This is a genomic window from Parasaccharibacter sp. TMW2.1882 (assembly GCF_023337635.1).
Lineage (GTDB): Bacteria > Pseudomonadota > Alphaproteobacteria > Acetobacterales > Acetobacteraceae > Bombella > Bombella apis.
Genome location: NZ_NWUT01000002.1, coordinates 12,148 through 30,260, shown reverse-complemented (window position 1 = coordinate 30,260; position 18,113 = coordinate 12,148). Strand labels below are relative to the sequence as shown.

The following is an 18,113-nucleotide window of genomic DNA, read 5'->3' as shown; positions in this document are numbered from 1 at the left end:
TGGGACTGATGATTGGCGGGCTGTTCTGGCAACGGAGCAGCCCGTTTTTCTTTGAGGCTGCTTCAGAAACGTTTCAACATCCGGACCTTCAGGGGCCGGGGCAGGAAGCGTTCCTGAAACAGGCTCATGAGATGATGGAAGACAGGCTATGGCCAATGACCTCGACACTCTGAAGGATGAGACACTGGCGGCCCTGAAACAGGCCAGCACCCATGGGGAATGGGATGCTGTCCGTGTGGGGACGCTGGGACGCTCAGGCAAACTGACCGGCCTGCTCCGGCAGCTCGGTTCGTTCTCGCACGAGGAGCGGAAAGAGCGGGGGCAGGCCCTCAACCGCCTGCGTGACGAGCTGACGGCCCTGATCGAGCAGCGTGGCAGGGAGATCGAGGAGCTGGCCCTCCAGCAGCGTCTGGCGGAGGAGACGGTGGACATCACCCAGCCTCCCGCCCCGGCACCGGCCGGTCTCATCCATCCCGTCAGCCGGACGATCGAGGAAATCACGACCATCTTCGGGGCGATGGATTTCCATGTGGCGGAAGGGCCGGACATTGAAAGCCAGTGGCACAATTTTTCCGCCCTGAACACGCCGGAACATCATCCGGCCCGGACAGAGCAGGACACGTTCTACCTTCCGGCAGCCGGAGAAGGCGAGGACCTGCGGGTGCTGCGGACGCAGACATCCGGCGTGCAGGTCCGCACCATGCTGGGTGAGAAGCCCCCCATCCGCATCATCGCACCGGGCCGGACCTACCGGGCCGATCATGACGCCACCCATTCCCCCATGTTCCACCAGTGCGAGGGGCTGGTCATCGAGAAAGGCATCACGCTGGGCCATCTGAAGGGCTGCCTGACCGAATTCCTGCGGGCCTTCTTTGGTCAGCCGGACCTGCCTGTCCGGTTCCGTGCCTCCTACTTCCCCTTTACCGAACCATCCATGGAAATTGACATCGGCTGGTCCCGGGAGACAGGCGTGATCGGTGCCGGGGCGGACTGGCTGGAAGTGCTGGGTGCCGGCATGGTCCATGCCCGGGTGCTGAGCAACTGCGGGCTGGACCCGGCAGAGTGGCAGGGCTTTGCCTTCGGCATGGGGATCGAACGTCTGGCCATGCTGAAGAATGGCATCACGGACCTGCGGTCCTTCTATGAAAGTGACCTGCGCTGGCTGCGTCATTACGGTTTTTCATCACTGTCCCCGGCAACGCTGACGGAGGGTTTCTGACATGAAATTTTCACTCTCATGGTTGCGGGATCACCTCGATTTTACCGCCTCTCTGGACGAGATATGCACGACGCTGAACCGCATCGGCCTTGAGGTCGAAAGCGTGGATGACCCGACGGAACGTCTGGCCGGGTTCCGTACGGCAAAGATTCTGGAGGCTTCCCCCCATCCGGATGCAGACCGCCTTCAGCTCTGCCGTGTCTCAGCCGGTCAGGGCTTCGAGGACGTTCAGGTCGTCTGTGGTGCGCCGAATGCCCGCACGGGGCTGCATGTCATTTTCGCTCCGCCGGGGACCTACATTCCCGGCAGTGACATGACGATCAAGCCCGGCAAGATTCGGGGACAGGCCAGCAACGGGATGCTCTGCTCCCTGCGGGAGCTCGGGATCGGTGAGGAGTCCAATGGCATTGCTGAACTGCCTGATGGTTCTCCGCTGGGTGAGGATTATGTCCGCCATGCCCGGCTGGATGACCCCGTCATCGAGATTGCCATCACGCCCAACCGTGGCGATGCGCTGAGCGTCCGGGGCATTGCCCGTGACCTCGCCGCTGCGGGGCTGGGCACCCTGAAGCCGTGGCTGACGGAGATGGTGGAAGGGCAGGGTGAAAGCCCGATCCAGTGGGAGATCAGCCACCCGGCCTGCCGTTATGTTACGGGGCGGCTGATCCGTGGCGTGAAGAATGGCCCCAGCCCGGTCTGGCTGAAGCGTCGTCTGGAGAGCGTGGGGCTGCGGCCGCAGTCCGCCCTGGTGGATGTGACCAATTATCTGATGATGCATGTCGGGCGGCCGCTGCATGTTTTTGATGCCGCCCGCCTGACCGGTGACAGGCTTTCCCTGACATCCGGCACGGGGGAGCATTTCCGTGCGCTGGATGGGCAGGAGCTGGTTCTGGGTACGGATGATCTTGTCATTGCGGATGAGGCCGGGGTGCAGTCGCTGGCGGGCATCATTGGCGGTGAGGCCAGTGCGGTGACCGATGAGACGGTCGATGTCTTCGTGGAATCCGCCCTGTTTGACCCGGTGCGCATCGCCCTGACAGGCCGCCGCCTTGGGGTGCAGACGGATGCCCGTTACCGTTTCGAGCGTGGTGTGGATCAGGCTCTCGTACGTTCCGGTCTGGAAGCCGCCACGGCCCTGATCGTGGAGCTGTGTGGCGGCACGCCAAGTGAGGTGACCGAGGCGGGGGCGGAACCGGCATGGCAGAGAACCGCCAGCCTGCGTTTCGAGCGTCTGGCCTCGCTGGGCGGTCTGGAGATCGAGGCGGACAGGGCCGTGGACATCCTCGAGGCCCTGGGGTTTGAGGTGCAGGAGCGCACGGTAGAGAAGGCCGTGTTCTCCGTGCCGTCATGGCGGAATGACGTGGCGGCAGGGCATGGCCTGGCACAGGCTGTCACGCTCGATGCCGCTGTGGCCGAACGGGCTGCCGCCAGTGTGGAGGTCATGGAAGCCGAGGCCGATCTGGTCGAGGAGGTTCTGCGCATCCGTGGTCTGGATGAAGTTCCGGCCCTGTCCCTGCCCCGTGCCCATATGGTGCCTGCTCCGGCGGTGACACCACAGCAGGCCCGGGTAGCCCTTCTGCGCCGCCTGTGTGCGGGGCGTGGCCTGATGGAGACCGTTGGTTTTTCCTTCGTGTCCGATCAGGATGCGGCCCTGTTTGAAGAAGGACGGGAGCAGGACCGGTTGCTGAATCCGATTGCAACGGACCTGAACCAGCTGCGGCCGACACCAATCATCAACCTGCTGCGTGCCCTTGGGCGGAATCTGGCTCACGGGCAGGGCTTCAGCGGGGATGCCTCCTTCTTCGAGCTTGGCCCCTGCTTCGGGCAGCAGGGCACCCGTATGGTGCTGGCTGGTGTGCGGGGTGGCGTGAGTGGCCGAGCTCCGGGCCAGTTTGCCGAGGAACCATCATGGATGGATGCCAAGGCCGATCTCATGGCGGCTCTTGCAGCTCTCGGTGTGGCCGAGGCTTCCCTGAGCAGCACGGCGGATGCGCCGGGCTATTACCATCCGGGGCGTTCCGGTGTCGTGCGGCAGGGGCCCAAGCTGGTGCTGGGCAGCTTCGGTGAGCTGCACCCCCGTGTGGCCCGTCACTTCGGCTTGAGCGGCACAGTGGCGCTCTTTGAGATGACGCTGGACAGGGTTCCGCTGCCCAAGGTGAAGCGGAAGGCTGCCCCGACGCTGTCGGTCCTTCAACCTGTCCGTCGTGACTTTGCCTTCCTGGCTGATGAAAAGGTGCAGATACAGGATGTGCTGAAGGCTGTCCGTATGGCAGACCGCAAGTTGATCACGGATGTGCGTCTTTTCGACATCTTTGAAGGTGGCTCCGTTCCGGCAGGGCATCGCTCTCTGGGAGTGGAGGTGACCCTCCAGCCGCAGAAAGACAGCCTGACGGATACTCAGCTTGATGCGCTGATGACGGCTGTAGAAAGTGCCGTCCAGAAGGCGACGGGGGCAACGCTGCGGCGTTGAGCCCTGCAACGGCGGGAAAGAAGGAGAGGCTGCCATGGTGGATGAGAGTGCCCCTGTAGAGGGTGAGGTTCCCCTTCATCACCATGGCCGGGTGATCTGGATTCTGGCCGGTGAGCCCAGTGGGGACAGTATCGGGGCCCGTCTGATGCAGGCCCTGCACCGCATTGACCCGATGCTGGTCTTTGCTGGTGTTGGCGGAGGGCGGATGGAGGCCCGGGGCCTGCGGAGCCTCTTCCCGATGGAAGACCTGACGGTCATGGGGTTCATGGAAGTCCTGCCCCGGTTGCGCCTTCTGTCACAGAGGCTGCTGGAAGCTGAGCAGGATATTGAGCTGCGCCGTCCTGATATTGTCATCACCATTGATAGCCCGGGTTTTTCGTTCCGGCTTCTGCGGCGCATCCGCAAGCTGAATGTCCGGCGCCTGCATTATGTAGCGCCGCAGACATGGGCCTGGCGGGAGAGTCGGGTCAAAGGGTATCGGGGGTTGTGGGACAGGCTGCTCTGCCTTTTCCCGTTTGAGGAAGCATGGTTTGCTGAACGGGGCCTGCCCGAGGCCCGGTTTGTCGGCCATCCCATCCTGCAATCGGGCGTGGCGCATGGTCAGGCACAGCGTTTCCATAAACGGCATGACATTCGGTCGGACAGCCCTATTCTGATCCTCATGCCGGGCAGCCGGTCCTCCGAGGTCCCAAAGCTGCTGCCTGTTTTTGAGAAGACTCTCGGAATTCTTCATGAACGTTTCCCTGATCTTCAGCCCGTCATTCCGGCCACGTCGGGCATGGCCCCACTCGTGAAGAAGATGGTGCGGCACTGGGCGGTTCACCCCTCCATCCTGACGGATACGGAGGACAAGCACGATGCTATCCGGGCTGCTGACTGTGCCCTGACCAAATCGGGTACATCCATTCTGGAGCTGGCCATAGGGCAGGTACCCATGGTGGTCACCTACAGGGTCAATCCGCTTTCAGCCCTGCTGGGGCGGCTTTTCCTGCGGCTTCCCTTCATTTCCATGATCAATATTCTGGCAGGGCGTGAAGTCGTGCCAGAACTGGTCCAGCATGACTGTACTCCCCAGAAACTGGCGGATGAAATTACTTCTCTCCTGACAGATGGGGCAAAGCGGCAGGCCCAGCAGGAGGCTTTTGCCGATATTCTGGCCATGCTGGAAGCTCCGGGCGGGGAGCTGCCTGCCATGTCAGCGGCCAGAGAGGTATTGGCACTGATGGAAACGCCATTGTCTGAATTGCGGCGCTCATGAAAAAAGCCTGTCCTTGTCAGGGGACAGGCTTTTTTCATGCCGAAGGATGGCAACCTGGGAGTGCTTTCAGCGCAGGAAGCCAACCAGCTTTTCTGCCTCGCTCACAATCGGTTCCGAGACGGCACGGGCCCGTTCGGCTCCCTGGCGCAGGACCTGCATGAGGTGAGTTTTGTCATCCATCAGGCGGCGGGTTTCATCGGCCACGGGGGCCAGTGTTTCGACCAGCAGGTCAGCCAGAGCCTGCTTGAAGGTGCCGAAGCCTTGGCCGGCAAACTGGCCCAGCACGTCAGCCAACGTCCTGTTGGACATGGCAGCGTAGATGGTTAGCAGATTGCGGGCCTCCGGGCGGCCTTCCAACCCGGCTTCCTCGGAGGGCAGAGGTTCGGCATCCGTGCGGGCCTTGCGGATCTTCTGGGCGATATCGTCTGCCGTATCATTCAGGATGATGCGACTCTGGGCAGACGGGTCGGACTTGGACATCTTCTTGCTGCCGTCCCGCAGGCTCATCACACGGGCAGCATGAGGCGGAATGAGCGGTTCAATCAGCGGGAAGAACTCGACACCCATATCGTGGTTGAACTTCTGTGCGATGTCATTGGCCAGCTCAAGATGCTGCCGCTGGTCGTCACCCACGGGCACCCGTGTGGCGTGGAAGGCCAGAATGTCCGCCGCCATGAGGTTGGGATAGACATACAGGCCAGCGGAATGGTTTTCCCGGTTCTTGCCTGCCTTGTCCTTGAACTGTGTCATGCGGTTCAGCCAGCCCAGACGGGACACGCAGTTGAAAATCCAGCCGAGGCGGGCATGGGCACTGACGGCGGACTGGTTGTACAGGCGGGTCGGGTCGATGCCGGAGGCCAGAAGGCAGGCAGTGGAGGCCAGTGTCTGTTCACGCAGGGCCTCCGGGGACCACGGCATGGTCAGGGAGTGCATGTCCACAAGGCAGAACAGGCAGTCATGGTCCTTCTGCAAGGTGACCCAGTTGCGGATGGCTCCGAGATAATTGCCCAGATGGGGAATGCCTGTTGGCTGGATTCCTGAAAAAACACGCTGCATGAACATGGTCCTGACAGAAGGAAAAGACAAAAGCCGCCCCGCTCAGAGGTGAGGGGACGGCGGAAAACCCTGCTGGCTGGGCAGATGGCAGAAGGCTATGCCCTTATTGAAGGGAATTGTCATCCTCGACACCCAGAAGCTGGATCTTGAAGATCAGCGGGCTGTTGGGCGGGATGATCCCCATGGACCGTTTGCCATACCCCAGCTGGGGCGGGACATAGAGCTCCCACGTATCGCCAACACGCATCAGGGGCAGCCCTTCCATCCAGCCGTCGATGACCCCATCAAGAGGCATCTCCATGTAGGCGGCGCCGGTGTGCATTTCCGAGGCATCAAAAATGCCCCCGTCTGGCAGGCGGCCCTCATAGATGACCATCATGGTGGCTCCCTTCTGTGGGTGGGGCGCATCCTTGGGGCCAGATTTCAGGACCTTGTAGGCCAGACCATCAGGCAGTTTCTGCACTCCGGGCTGTTTGTAGACCTGATCCATGAACTGCTGGGGTGTCAGGTCCGGTTTCTGGTCGCCAGAGCAGCCTGTCAGGCCGAGCAGACCAGCCAGAGCGCAGACCGGCAGATAACGGAAGAAAGAACGCAGACAACGGGACATGGAAATGCCTCTTTGCAAGCTGGGAGGAAAAGGCGGGCACCACCGGGCCGTCAGACCCGGTGGAGACGGCAGGCTCAGGGTGTGCCGCCGCGGCGTCCCTTGTTGGCACCCAGCCGCAGCCGCAGGGCGTTCAGACGGATGAAGCCCTGTGCATCCACCTGATTGTAGGCACCTTCGTCATCCTCGAAGGTCACGACACGGGCATCATACAGGCTGTCGGGGCTTTCACGGCCCACGCAGATGACATTGCCCTTGTAGAGCTTCAGGCGCACACGGCCATTGACGGATTTCTGGCTGCTGTCGATCAGGGCCTGAAGCATGTGACGCTCCGGGGAGAACCACAGGCCGTTATAGATCAGCTCGGCATAGCGGGGCATGATGCTGTCCTTGAGGTGGGCAGCTTCACGGTCCAGCGTGATGGACTCCATGGAGCGGTGCGCCTGGAGCAGGATGGTACCGCCGGGCGTCTCGTAAATGCCACGGGACTTCATGCCGACGAAGCGGTTCTCCACGATGTCGAGACGGCCGATGCCGTTGGCTTTGCCCAGCTCGTTGAGGCGGGCCAGCAGATTGGCCGGGGAGAGGGCTTCACCATTGATGGCCACCGGGTCACCATGCTTGAAGTCGATGGTGATCTCGGTTGCCTTGTCCGGGGCAGCTTCCGGGGAAATGGTGCGCTGGAAGACGATCTCATCCGGCGGCAGGGAGGGATCCTCCAGAATCTTCCCTTCGGAGGAAGAGTGCAGCAGGTTGGCATCGACGGAGAACGGAGCCTCGCCCCGCTTGTCCTTGGTGACAGGAATCTGGTTCTTCTCGGCAAAGTCCAGCAGCTTGGTGCGGGAGGTCAGGTCCCATTCACGCCATGGGGCGATAACCTTCACGTCCGGTTTCAGGGCGTAATAGGCCAGCTCGAAGCGGACCTGATCGTTCCCCTTGCCTGTCGCACCATGCGCCACGGCGTCCGCACCGACGGCCTCGGCAATCTCGATCTGGCGTTTGGAGATCAGCGGGCGGGCGATGGAGGTGCCCAGCAGGTACTGGCCTTCATAAACCGTGTTGGCACGGAACATCGGGAAGACGTAGTCCTTGACGAAGGTTTCCCGCAGGTCTTCGACAAAGATTTCCTTCACGCCAAGGGATTCAGCCTTGCGGCGTGCGGGTTCCAGCTCTTCCCCCTGACCGAGATCAGCCGTGAAGGTGACAACCTCGCAGCCATAATGCTCCTGAAGCCAGCGGAGAATGACGGACGTATCCAGCCCACCGGAATAGGCCAGAACGACTTTCTTGATGCCTGAGGCTTTGCTCATGATCGTTATATACCTCTGCTGAAAGACAGAACCAGATATCGTTAAGTTATTATGGTCTTGTAACAGCTGTCAGGCCATTGGGCCAGAGGCCCATATCCGCAAGGGAAGGCTCAGGCCTCGTTTTTGCGGGATTCGGCCTGCCGTTTCCGCTCGCTCTGTGTCTTGAGCTGCCCGCAGGCGGCGAGGATATCCTTGCCACGGGGCATGCGGATGGGGGCGGCATAACCGGCATCCATGACGATCTGGGCAAAACTGGCCAGCCGCTCCCGTGTGGAGGGGCGGAAGTCCGATCCCGGCCATGGATTGAAGGGGATGAGATTGACCTTGGCGGGCAGGCCACGGATCAGCCGCACCAGCTCCCGGGCTTCGGCATCACTGTCATTCACGTCCCGGATCATGATGTATTCAAAGGTGATGCGGCGGGAGTTGGAGGCGGCCGGATAGCGGTGGCAGGCGGCCATCAGCTCCTCGATCGGGTATTTCCGGTTCAGCGGTACGAGCTGGTCCCGCAGGTCGTTGCGGACGGCATGGAGGGAAATGGCCAGATTGATGCCCAGCTCGTCACCGCAGCGGTCCATCATGGGCACGACGCCGGAGGTGGAGAGCGTGATCCGGCGGCGGGAGAGGGCGATGCCTTCGCCATCCATGATGATCTTCATGGCCTTGGCGACGTTCTCATAATTGTAGAGCGGCTCTCCCATGCCCATCAGCACGATGGTGGAGAGCAGGCGGGGCGTGTCCCCCTTGGGGCTGGGCCATTCGCCATAGCTGTCCCGTGCTGCCATGAACTGCCCGACAATTTCGGCTGCTCCCAGATTGCGGACGAGCTTCTGCGTTCCTGTATGGCAGAAGGTGCAGGACAGGGTGCAGCCCACCTGGGAGGAGATGCAGACGGCTCCACGGTCTTCCCGCCTGTCTGGAATATAGACAGTCTCTGCCTCCTGCCCGTCCCGGAAGCGGAAGAGGAACTTGCGCGTGTCGTCCTTGGATGTCTGCTGCGTCGTCAGGCTGGGGCGGCCGACGATGAAGTGCTTTTCCAGCTTGGCCTGCAAGGGCTTGGCGATGGTGGACATGCGGGAGAAGTCCGTCACGCCCTGATGATAGATCCAGTGCCAGAGCTGCTTGGCCCGGAAGGGCTTTTCGCCAATCTCGGTCAGGACCCCGGCCAGCTCTTCCCGGGAGAGGCCGACCAGCTCACGGCGTCCATCCTCCGTGATCGGTGTTGGCGGTGCGAACAGGGCTGACTTGGCCTCGATGCGTTTGCGCTCGCTCTCGTTGAGGGCATTCACGGCATCGGAGGAAATGGGAGCTGAAGAAGGCATCGGATGTGTCATGTGGTGGCTATAGCATGGGAACCCGTTTCCGGGTCAGAAAAGTGAGGGGCGAGGGTGGGCCTACCCGATGGCGTCCTTGCGGGCGGCGATGAGGAACTCCCTGTTGCCTTCGGGCCCGGTGATCGGGCTGGGAACCAGGCCAAGGATGGTCCAGCCGGGGAGGCTGGCAAACCAGTCCCGGATTTCCTCGCAGACACGTTCATGCACGGCGGGGTCCCGTACGACCCCCTTGGGGCCGATGTCGGCCCGGCCTGCCTCGAACTGCGGCTTGATGAGGGCCACGGCCCAAGCCCCATTTTTTGCCATGCCAAGGGCCGGAGCCAGAACGGTTTTCAGGCTGATGAAGCTGGCATCGCAGACGACGATGTCCGGGGCCTCGGGTATGTGTTCGGCATTCAGGTGGCGGGCGTTGGTTTTCTCCAGCACCACCACACGGTCATCGGAGCGTATCTTCCAGGCCAGCTGGCCGTGTCCGACATCCACGGCATAGACTTTTGCCGCTCCATTCTGGAGCAGCACGTCGGTAAAGCCGCCCGTTGAGGCTCCGACATCCACGGCGATCTTTCCCTCCGCAGAGAGGGGGAAATGTTCCAGTGCATGGGCCAGTTTCAGCCCACCACGGGAGACCCAGGGATGGTCCTGCCCTTTCAGGGTCAGGGGCATGTCTTCAGCGAGCTGATCCCCTGCTTTTTTGACGGGCCTGTCACCATGCGGGCCGGCATAGACCAGCCCGGCCATGATGAGGGCCTGTGCCCGGCTGCGTGTCTCCACCAGCCCCCTGTCCACAAGGAGCTGGTCCGCACGGCGTTTGGCCATCAGGCCCCAGCCTTGCCATCAAAGGCCTTGCGGGCCAGATCGGCAATGTGACGGGCTGTCAGGCCCGCTTCTTCGTACTGGGCCGCAGGGGTGTTGTGGTCGATCCACGTATCCGGCAGGGCCATGGGGCGGAAACGGACCTGATCGAGCAGGCCGGTTTCGGCCAGATGCTGCACTACCTGCGTGCTGAACCCACCCGGTGCGCCATCCTCAATGGTGATGAAGACCTTGTGCTGGCGGGCGAGGGATTCGATCAGCGCACCGTCAACTGGCTTGGCGAAGCGGGCATCGGCCACGGTGACGGCAATACCGTCCCTGGCCAGCGTTTCGGCGGCCTTCAGGGCCTCGTGCAGGCGGGGGCCGAGAGCAAGGATGGCTACGCCTTCTCCTTCGGAGGAGCGGATGATGCGGCCTTTGCCGATTTCCAGAATTTCCCCTTCATCGGGGAGTTTCTGGCCCAGACCAGCCCCACGGGGATAGCGCAGGGCGATTGGTCCGCTGTCATGCGCCCATGCCGTGGCCGTCATGTGAAGCAGCTCCACCTCATCAGAGGGAGCCATGACCGTCATGTTGGGCAGACAGCAGAGATAGTTCAGGTCAAAGGAACCTGCATGGGTTGCGCCGTCCGCACCGACAAGCCCGGCCCGGTCCACGGCAAAGCGGACAGGCAGGTTCTGGAGGGCCACGTCATGCATGACCTGATCATAGGCCCGCTGGAGGAACGTGGAGTAGATGGCGCAGAAGGGGCGCATCCCTTCGCTGGCGATCCCGGCGGCAAAGGTCACGGCATGCTGCTCGGCAATGCCGACATCAAAATAGCGGTCAGGATGCTGCTGGGCCATTTTGTCCAGCCCGGTGCCGGACGGCATGGCTGCCGTGATGGCAACCACCCTGTCATCCTGGTTGGCCCGGTGGAGCAGCTCACGGGAGAAGACATCCGTGTAGGTGGGGGGACCAGCAGGCCCTTTTTTCTGCTTGCCGGTTTCCACGTCGAAGCGGGCGACGGCATGATATTTGTCCCCGGCGGCCTCGGCCGGCTTGTAGCCACGGCCCTTTTCCGTGATGACGTGCAGCAGGACGGGTCCCTTGTCCTCGGCATCCCGCAGGTTGCGGAGGATGGGGACGAGCTGGTGCATGTCGTGTCCATCTACCGGGCCGATGTAATAGAAGCCCAGCTCCTCGAACAGCGTGCCGCCGGTGATCATGCCACGGGCATATTCCTCGGCCCGTTTGGCTGTGCGCTCAATGCGGGAGGGCAGCCGTTTGGCCAGCTTGCCCGCCATGTCCCGCAGGGTGAGGAAGCGGCGGGAGGACATCAGGCGGCTGAGATAGTTGGACATGGCCCCGACAGGCGGCGCAATGGACATCTCATTGTCATTCAGGATGACGATGAGCCGTTCCGCCCCCTTGCCACCCATGGCCCCGGCATTGTTCATGGCTTCATAGGCCATGCCGGCGGAGATGGACCCGTCCCCGATGACGGAGATGACATTCCGTTCCCGGTAGGAAGGATGGTCCTCCGCATAGAGGTGATGGGCAACAGCCATGCCTAGTCCAGCAGAGATGGACGTGGAGGAATGGGCCGCACCGAAGGGGTCGTAGGGGCTTTCCGACCGGCGGGTGAAGCCGGAGAGACCGCCCGGCTGGCGCAGCGTGCGGATCTGCTCACGGCGGCCGGTCAGGATCTTGTGCGGATAGGCCTGGTGGCCGACATCCCAGATCACCCGGTCATCCGGTGTGTTGAACACTGCATGGAGGGCGACCGTCAGCTCGACCACGCCGAGGGAGGCACCCAGATGCCCACCCGTGGTGGAAACCGCATTGATGGTCTCCGAGCGGAGTTCTTCGGCCAGGGTGGTGAGCTGCTCGATGGACAGGTTTTTCATGTCCGCCGGTACGCTTACCCGATCCAGAAGAGGATAACGGCCCAGAGTAGGGATGGAGGAAGACGTGCTCATGAACAATCAGTTCCTGCGTTCAACGAAATAATCAGCGAGGGCACGGAGCGTATCCGCACGGGGACCGAAATAGGAAAGGGACTGGCGGGCCTGCTCGCTCAGGCGCAGGGCCTCCTTGCGGGCCCCTTCGATGCCAAGCAGCGAGACGTAGTTGGACTTGCAGGCATCTTCATCTTTCCCTGCCGTTTTACCCAGTTCTTCGGTGCTGGCGGTAGTGTCCAGAATGTCATCAGCCACCTGGAAGGCCGTGCCGAGGTCGGTTCCGTAGCGGACGATGGCTTGGCGGCGTGGGTCATCGGCCTTGAGCCCTGCCAGAATGGCCCCGGCTTCTGCTGCATAGCGGATGAGGGCACCTGTCTTCATGGCATGAAGGCGTTTGACCTTCTCGAGAGGAAGAGCCTTGCCTTCCCCGCGGATGTCGATGACCTGACCGCCCACCATGCCTGCACTGCCGGAGGCACGGGCCAGTGCCAGCGCCAGCTCGGCCCGGATGGCGGGGTCTGCACTTGTGGCGTCTTCCAGCAGGACTTCGAAGGCACTGGTCTGGAGGGCATCACCAGCGAGGATGGCGAAGGCTTCATTGAATTTCTTGTGGGTGGAAGGCTGGCCCCGGCGGAGGTCATCATCATCCATGGCAGGCAGGTCATCATGGACGAGAGAATAGGCGTGCAGGAACTCGACGGAGGCAGCCACACGCAGGGCGGCTTCACGGGATGCCCCGAAAAGGGCTGCGATCTCCAGCACGAGGAATCCTCGCAGCCGTTTGCCGCCATTCAGGGCGGCATAGCGCATGGCGTCGATCAGCAGGGATTCATCACCCGGCACTGGCGGCAGGAGAGCATCAATGCTGGCCTCGATCTCACGACAGGCCTGGCGGAGGGCATCCTTGAGGGGAAGGGCGTGGCTGTCGGTCATCGGGAAGTCTCCTTGCGGAAGGTGGCTGTCGTAAGTGTGTGCAGGCAATGATTCATCAGAATGGAATCTCATCATCCAGATGAGGCGGCGGGGAAGACCAGCCTTCCCTTGGGGCGGGTGATGGCCTCCTGGGGCTGGCGTTGGCCCTTCTGCGTGGGGCAGGCTGTTCTGCCTTCTCCAGAGGTTCTTCCGACAGGGAGCCATCAGCCTTCTGGACGATGGCCTTCACACGCATTTCTGCCTCTCCCAGCTTTTCCTCACAATGGCGGCGCAGGGCAGCACCGCGTTCATAAGCGGAGATTGCGTCTTCCAGCTTCATCTGGCCGCTTTCCAGCCCGCGGACGATCTGCTCAAGTTCGGCCAAGGCGTTTTCAAAAGAAAGCTGGTGCAGCGGTGTTGTCTGTGTCGTCGTAGGGTCGGGCATGAACTATCCAGCCGGGGTTCAGATCATGAAACTTACAGGGCATTACAGGGATGGAGAGATTTTTTCCAGCCCTCATCCTGCCCGTCGGGGAACATCACGGAGCGCCGTGATGTTTTTCCGGGAGAGTGGCAACCCTGTTTTAACGTTTTTTATCGAGGAACATCAGGGCTTTTGTCTTACAGTTTCATTAAAACCGCCCCTGCAGAATCATGTAACAGAGAAAAGTTATATCAAGACAAATTATGACAGGTGTAACTTTGTGAAATGCCCGTTTGATGAGTAGCATGGCCGTGTAGAGCAGCATTCCGCAGGCAAGGGCCAGCATGAAACTGCCCGTAACGACCGTCAGCAGAACCATGCAGAGGGGTGGGAAGGACTCTTCCAGATTGTCGGGCAGTTCGGTCAGGTTGCTGAGCATGATGATTCCGACAAAGACCAGTACAGGGGCCGTTGCCAGAGCGGGGATGGCTGTTATCAGGGGCCAGAAGAAACAGGAGAGGGCAAACAGCAGGGCGACCACAAGGGCGCTGAGGCCTGTACGGCCACCGGCTTCGGCGCCTGTCAGGCTTTCCAGATAGGCGGAAACGGTACAGGTTCCAAGCAGGGCCCCGATGATGCTGGCTGCTCCGTCCGCTGCAAAGGCGCGGGGAGGCAGGTCGGGTTGTTCTCTGGTGCCGCAGAGCCCAGCCTGTCGTGTCACTGTCAGCATCGTTCCTGTGGCATCGAAGAAATCGCTGAGCAGGATATAGAGCGTGATGGGCAGCAGCAGCCCGAGATGCTGAAAGAATTCATGGAAGTCGAAGGGCGCAAGCATGTTGACCGGATAATGGGGCCAGTCAATCAGGTGGCCGGGAAGCTGGGTCAGGGGCTGCCCATCAGGGCCGGGGACGACAAGGCCGGCAAGGGTCAGGACCATGATGGTGACAAGCAGCCCTGCGGGAATACGGAGAAGCTGGAGCAGCAGGCAGAACATCACCCCAGCCAGGGCAAGGATCACGGCCGGGTGCGAGAGGGAGGCAAAACCAAGCCCGCCTGCGGATGGGACGGCGATTCCGGCGGAGATGAGACCGATCCGGGCGATGAAAGCGCCAATGGCTGTCTGGATGCCCAGTATGATGCAGGGTGGAAAGCTCTGTATGATTTTCAGGCGAAGCCGTGTGAGCGAGAGGAGCGTGAAACACATCCCGCTGAAGAGGACGACCGTGAAGGCCGTGGAGGGTGAGACATGGGCCTGCTGAACGACCACCTGGGCAAACAGGACATTGCTGCTCATGGCGGGGGCCAGGGCTATGGGCAGCCGTGCCCATAGGGCCATGAGCAGTGTTCCGGCTACGGCACCGGCGATGGTGGTCATGATCATGTCATGGCGGGCCAGTCCGGCACCTGCCAGAACAGCCGGATTGACGGCCATGATATAGGCCATGGAGCCAAAAATGGTCAGTCCGGCACTGATTTCACGGGGGATTGTTGAGTGACGCCGGGTGATCTGGAAGAAATGGTCAAGGGAAGAGCGGATCACGGCGTCATGTTTCATGAAAGAGGGGATGTCTAGCGGGGCCAGTCGTGGAAGAGCCGGTAGAGCAGGGGGGTAAAGAGTGTACGGGCCTCCTGCTCTGGCAGCTGGGCATAGAGAGCCCCGATGACGGATGGTGAGAGCCACCGGCCCTGCCGTATGGCTTCATGGAGTCCAGCGGCTGAAAAACCATGGAGTGTAAAGTGCTGGAGAGCGTTTTCCACGGGGTCCAGCCTGGAGAATGAGGAGATCTCTGCGGGGACGAGGGTTACGGGGGCGTCATCGGGAAAAGCCAGCGCCGTCGGGCGGAGCGAGAGCCTGACAGCTCCGTCATCCTGTTGGAGATGGAGGGGCAGGCAGTCCAGCAGGGTCGGGAAACAGGTGGAGGCAGGGGCTGCTGCGGGCAGGTATGGGAGGCCAGACGGACGTTCTGCATACAGCCATGCCCGATTTTCCATTCCCGGTACGGGGTTTTCCGGCTTGATGAGGCAGAGCGGTATCAGCGTGGGACTGTCCCGGAGTTCCTCAAGGGGGTGGAAGCCTGTCATGCGGCTGTCCCTGTTCAGGGCAAGCCGCTGTCCGTCGCGGTGCAGATGGAACCGGTTGAAGCGGCAGGCGGTCTCGGGGGGAGGTGCCCCGGTGGAGGAGGTAGGGGCCTGTCCATTCTGTATGGCGTAACAGGCACCGAGGATCAGGCCCTGAAGGAGATGGGCGCTGATATCCAGCGTCTGGGGCAGGAGAGCCTGCCCTTTGTCGTAGAACTGTTCGCTGCGGTCGAAGTGGCGGCGCATCTGCGGTGTGTGGCTGCTGGTGGCAGCATCATGCAGGATGCGGGCAGCGGACCAGTCCGGCGCTGCATGGATATGGGCAAACGGGTCTGGCAGGCCCTGTCTGCTGGAAGGACGGAAAAAAGACCGTGTGACCCGGCTGTCCGGGAAATTGCTGTCGGCGTGGGTCTGAAAGAGGGCCCGTGGATGGGGCATCTGCCCATCAAGGGTTTTGTGGGCCCATTGGCCAAGGCCGGTCAGGCACCAGTTGACAGGGAGATGACTGGTTTTCTGGAAGGTCTCTGCCCCCAGTTCTGCCTCCATCCCGGTCAGGAACGCCTTCACGGAGCCGCCATCAGGCGTGAAATATTCATCCACGGCCAGCTGGATGATCCAGTCGAAATGGTCGCCCTCCTGCTGGAGCATGGTCAGCAGGGCATCCTGATGGCGGTGCAGGCTGTCTGTTTCCTGGCGGTCCGTTGTCAGCAGGCGGATGTCGTAGTTGCGGGCTGCCTGGATCAGGATGTCCTGCGTACCATCGGTGGAATGGTCGTCACAGATGAGCAGGGCCGAAAAACCCGCCGCCATATGGTGGGCGATCCACCAGCCAAGCCTGTTGGCTTCATTGTGGACGCAGAGAAGGGCGGCGGTCCGGGGCATGGGTCAGTCCATCTTCAAGGCGGCGAGGAAGGCGCTCTGCGGGATTTCGACCTTGCCGAACTGCCGCATGCGTTTCTTGCCCTCTTTCTGCTTTTCCAGCAGCTTGCGTTTACGGGAGATGTCACCACCATAACATTTGGCCGTGACATCCTTGGAGAGAGCCCCCAGCGTCTCACGGGCGATCACCTTGGAGCCGATGGAGGCCTGGATGGCGATCTTGAAGAGCTGGCGGGGGATGAGGTCTTTCAGCTTGGCGCAGATGGCCCGGCCCCGTGTCTCGGCCACGGTACGGTGGGCGATGAAAGCCAGGGCATCCACTGGCTCGTGATTGACGAGGATGGAGATGCGGACCAGATCGCTCTCCTCGTAACCATCCATCTGATACTCGAAGGAGGCATAACCCCGCGTGAGGGATTTCAGACGGTCATAGAAGTCGAACACCACCTCGTTGAGGGGCAGGCGGTACACGACCATGGCCCGGTCTCCAACATAGGTCAGGTCGATCTGGACGCCACGACGTTCCGTGCAGAGGGTGAGGACGGACCCCAGATACTCGTCCCGCACGAGGATGGAGGCCTTGATCCACGGCTCTTCGATATAGTCGATCTTGCTGATCTCCGGCATGTCGGCCGGGTTGTGCAGCTCTTCGACCTCGCCGTTGTTCATGTGCATCTTGTACACGACGGAGGGAGCGGTGGCGATGAGGTCCAGATTGAACTCACGGGAGAGACGTTCCTGGATGATCTCCAGATGCAGCAGCCCGAGGAACCCGCAGCGGAACCCGAAGCCGAGGGCAGCCGATGTTTCCGCTTCGAAGTGGAAGGAGGCGTCATTGAGCCGCAGCTTGCCGAGGCTGGTGCGCAGCTTGTCGAAATCGTCGGCATCGACAGGGAAGAGACCACACCAGACGACCGGTATGGAGGGCTTGAAGCCGGGCAGGGCCTTTTCCGCCGGGCGGTTGTCCAGCGTGATGGTGTCACCGACATTGCAGTCCGCCACGGTCTTGATGGCGGCATTGATGTAGCCCATTTCCCCCGGGCCAAGGGAATCGACTGGCTGCATCTTGGGCAGGAACACGCCGACCTGATCGACATGATAGGTTGCCCCGGTCTGCATCATGCGGATCTTGTCGCCGCGCTTCAGGCGGCCTTCCTTGATGCGGACAAGGATGATGACGCCGAGATAGCTGTCGTACCAGCTGTCCACCAGCAGCCCCTGGAGGGGAGCCTCGGCATCACCCTTGGGGGCAGGCAGGCGCTGGACGAGGGCTTCCAGCACGCCTTCGATGTTCAGGCCCGTCTTGGCACTGATCTCCACGGCATCATCTGCCGGGATGCCGACCACTTCCTCGATCTGGGCACGGACACGTTCCGGCTCAGCAGCCGGGAGGTCAATCTTGTTGAGAACGGGGACGATCTCATGGTTGGCGTCAATTGCCTGATAGACGTTGGCCAGAGTTTGCGCCTCGACGCCCTGTGAGGCATCCACGACCAGAAGGGACCCTTCGCAGGCGGCGAGGGAACGGCTGACCTCGTAGGCGAAGTCCACATGGCCGGGCGTGTCCATGAGGTTGAGCGTATAGACGTTGCCATCCTTGGCGGGATAGGTCAGCCGGACAGTCTGGGCCTTGATGGTGATGCCCCGCTCCTGCTCCAGCTCCATGGAATCGAGAACCTGCCCCTTCATTTCACGGGCAGTCAGGGCGCCGCAGGCTTCGATCAGCCGGTCGGCCAGGGTGGATTTGCCATGGTCGATATGGGCGATGATGGAAAAATTGCGGATGAGGTGAAGCGGTGTGTCGGTCATGAC

At 61.6% G+C, this 18,113-nt stretch carries 13 protein-coding genes and 1 pseudogene; 3 read left to right on the top strand and 11 right to left on the bottom strand.

Going from position 1 to position 18,113, the window contains the following annotated elements; translation table 11 throughout:
- Positions 1-148: 148 nt before the first annotated feature.
- Genes pheS through lpxB form a run of 3 tightly spaced genes read left to right on the top strand, consistent with a single transcriptional unit; the run spans position 149 to position 4,947 of the window.
- Positions 149-1,219: a phenylalanine--tRNA ligase subunit alpha gene (gene pheS / locus CO583_RS05755; RefSeq protein WP_103765185.1), complete on the top strand. Its 1,071-nt coding sequence runs from the start codon at positions 149-151 to the stop codon at positions 1,217-1,219.
- A gap of 1 nt (position 1,220) precedes the next feature.
- The gene (pheT, locus tag CO583_RS05750) at positions 1,221-3,689 is read left to right on the top strand and encodes a phenylalanine--tRNA ligase subunit beta (protein ID WP_248630592.1); all 2,469 of its coding nucleotides are present in this window, start codon (positions 1,221-1,223) and stop codon (positions 3,687-3,689) included.
- A 34-nt stretch (positions 3,690-3,723) separates the two neighbouring features.
- Positions 3,724-4,947 (top strand): lipid-A-disaccharide synthase, encoded by a 1,224-nt coding sequence (gene lpxB / locus CO583_RS05745; RefSeq protein WP_081563289.1) that lies wholly within the window; start codon positions 3,724-3,726, stop codon positions 4,945-4,947.
- Between the two features lie 66 nt (positions 4,948-5,013).
- On the opposite strand, the gene trpS is transcribed toward lpxB, so the two are convergent.
- From trpS to lepA, 11 genes and pseudogenes are all read right to left on the bottom strand, one after another.
- Positions 5,014-6,003: a tryptophan--tRNA ligase gene (gene trpS, locus CO583_RS05740; protein ID WP_154981273.1), complete on the bottom strand. Its 990-nt coding sequence runs from the start codon at positions 6,001-6,003 to the stop codon at positions 5,014-5,016.
- Positions 6,004-6,106: 103 nt separating this feature from the next.
- Positions 6,107-6,598, bottom strand: coding sequence for an FKBP-type peptidyl-prolyl cis-trans isomerase (locus CO583_RS05735; protein ID WP_043558393.1), 492 nt, complete (start codon positions 6,596-6,598; stop codon positions 6,107-6,109).
- An 86-nt stretch (positions 6,599-6,684) separates the two neighbouring features.
- Positions 6,685-7,917, bottom strand: coding sequence for an argininosuccinate synthase (locus CO583_RS05730; protein WP_043557929.1), 1,233 nt, complete (start codon positions 7,915-7,917; stop codon positions 6,685-6,687).
- Between the two features lie 110 nt (positions 7,918-8,027).
- Positions 8,028-9,239: a 23S rRNA (adenine(2503)-C(2))-methyltransferase RlmN gene (gene rlmN / locus CO583_RS05725; RefSeq protein WP_408902062.1), complete on the bottom strand. Its 1,212-nt coding sequence runs from the start codon at positions 9,237-9,239 to the stop codon at positions 8,028-8,030.
- 72 nt (positions 9,240-9,311) lie between these two features.
- The gene (locus tag CO583_RS05720; RefSeq protein WP_248630590.1) at positions 9,312-10,067 is read right to left on the bottom strand and encodes a TlyA family RNA methyltransferase; all 756 of its coding nucleotides are present in this window, start codon (positions 10,065-10,067) and stop codon (positions 9,312-9,314) included.
- Positions 10,067-12,025, bottom strand: a complete 1,959-nt coding sequence (gene dxs / locus CO583_RS05715) for a 1-deoxy-D-xylulose-5-phosphate synthase (protein WP_081563502.1) — start codon at positions 12,023-12,025, stop codon at positions 10,067-10,069. Before dxs ends, CO583_RS05720 begins: the two co-directional genes overlap by 1 nt.
- Before the next feature lie 6 nt (positions 12,026-12,031).
- A complete protein-coding gene (locus CO583_RS05710) occupies positions 12,032-12,940 on the bottom strand; it encodes a polyprenyl synthetase family protein (RefSeq protein WP_248630589.1) in 909 nt (302 codons plus the stop codon).
- Between the two features lie 178 nt (positions 12,941-13,118).
- Positions 13,119-13,364 (bottom strand): annotated as a pseudogene (locus CO583_RS05705) (exodeoxyribonuclease VII small subunit); the annotation flags it as partial.
- A gap of 187 nt (positions 13,365-13,551) precedes the next feature.
- The gene (locus CO583_RS05700; protein WP_248630588.1) at positions 13,552-14,898 is read right to left on the bottom strand and encodes an NCS2 family permease; all 1,347 of its coding nucleotides are present in this window, start codon (positions 14,896-14,898) and stop codon (positions 13,552-13,554) included.
- A 14-nt stretch (positions 14,899-14,912) separates the two neighbouring features.
- Positions 14,913-16,304, bottom strand: a complete 1,392-nt coding sequence (locus CO583_RS05695; RefSeq protein WP_248630587.1) for a glycosyltransferase family 2 protein — start codon at positions 16,302-16,304, stop codon at positions 14,913-14,915.
- 3 nt (positions 16,305-16,307) lie between these two features.
- Positions 16,308-18,110 carry a translation elongation factor 4 gene (gene lepA / locus CO583_RS05690; RefSeq protein WP_043557939.1) on the bottom strand — a complete coding sequence of 601 codons (1,803 nt, stop codon included), beginning with the start codon at positions 18,108-18,110 and terminating at the stop codon, positions 16,308-16,310.
- Positions 18,111-18,113: the final 3 nt, after the last annotated feature.

Coding starts and splice junctions, on each gene's coding strand:
- dxs (WP_081563502.1), bottom strand. CDS start 12,025: ATGAGCACGTCTTCCTCCATCCCTACTCTGGGCCGTTATCCTCTTCTG.
- lepA (WP_043557939.1), bottom strand. CDS start 18,110: ATGACCGACACACCGCTTCACCTCATCCGCAATTTTTCCATCATCGCC.
- CO583_RS05700 (WP_248630588.1), bottom strand. CDS start 14,898: ATGAAACATGACGCCGTGATCCGCTCTTCCCTTGACCATTTCTTCCAG.
- CO583_RS05730 (WP_043557929.1), bottom strand. CDS start 7,917: ATGAGCAAAGCCTCAGGCATCAAGAAAGTCGTTCTGGCCTATTCCGGT.
- CO583_RS05710 (WP_248630589.1), bottom strand. CDS start 12,940: ATGACCGACAGCCACGCCCTTCCCCTCAAGGATGCCCTCCGCCAGGCC.
- trpS (WP_154981273.1), bottom strand. CDS start 6,003: ATGCAGCGTGTTTTTTCAGGAATCCAGCCAACAGGCATTCCCCATCTG.
- pheT (WP_248630592.1), top strand. CDS start 1,221: ATGAAATTTTCACTCTCATGGTTGCGGGATCACCTCGATTTTACCGCC.
- rlmN (WP_408902062.1), bottom strand. CDS start 9,239: ATGCCTTCTTCAGCTCCCATTTCCTCCGATGCCGTGAATGCCCTCAAC.
- lpxB (WP_081563289.1), top strand. CDS start 3,724: ATGGTGGATGAGAGTGCCCCTGTAGAGGGTGAGGTTCCCCTTCATCAC.
- CO583_RS05720 (WP_248630590.1), bottom strand. CDS start 10,067: ATGGCCAAACGCCGTGCGGACCAGCTCCTTGTGGACAGGGGGCTGGTG.
- CO583_RS05695 (WP_248630587.1), bottom strand. CDS start 16,304: ATGCCCCGGACCGCCGCCCTTCTCTGCGTCCACAATGAAGCCAACAGG.
- pheS (WP_103765185.1), top strand. CDS start 149: ATGGCCAATGACCTCGACACTCTGAAGGATGAGACACTGGCGGCCCTG.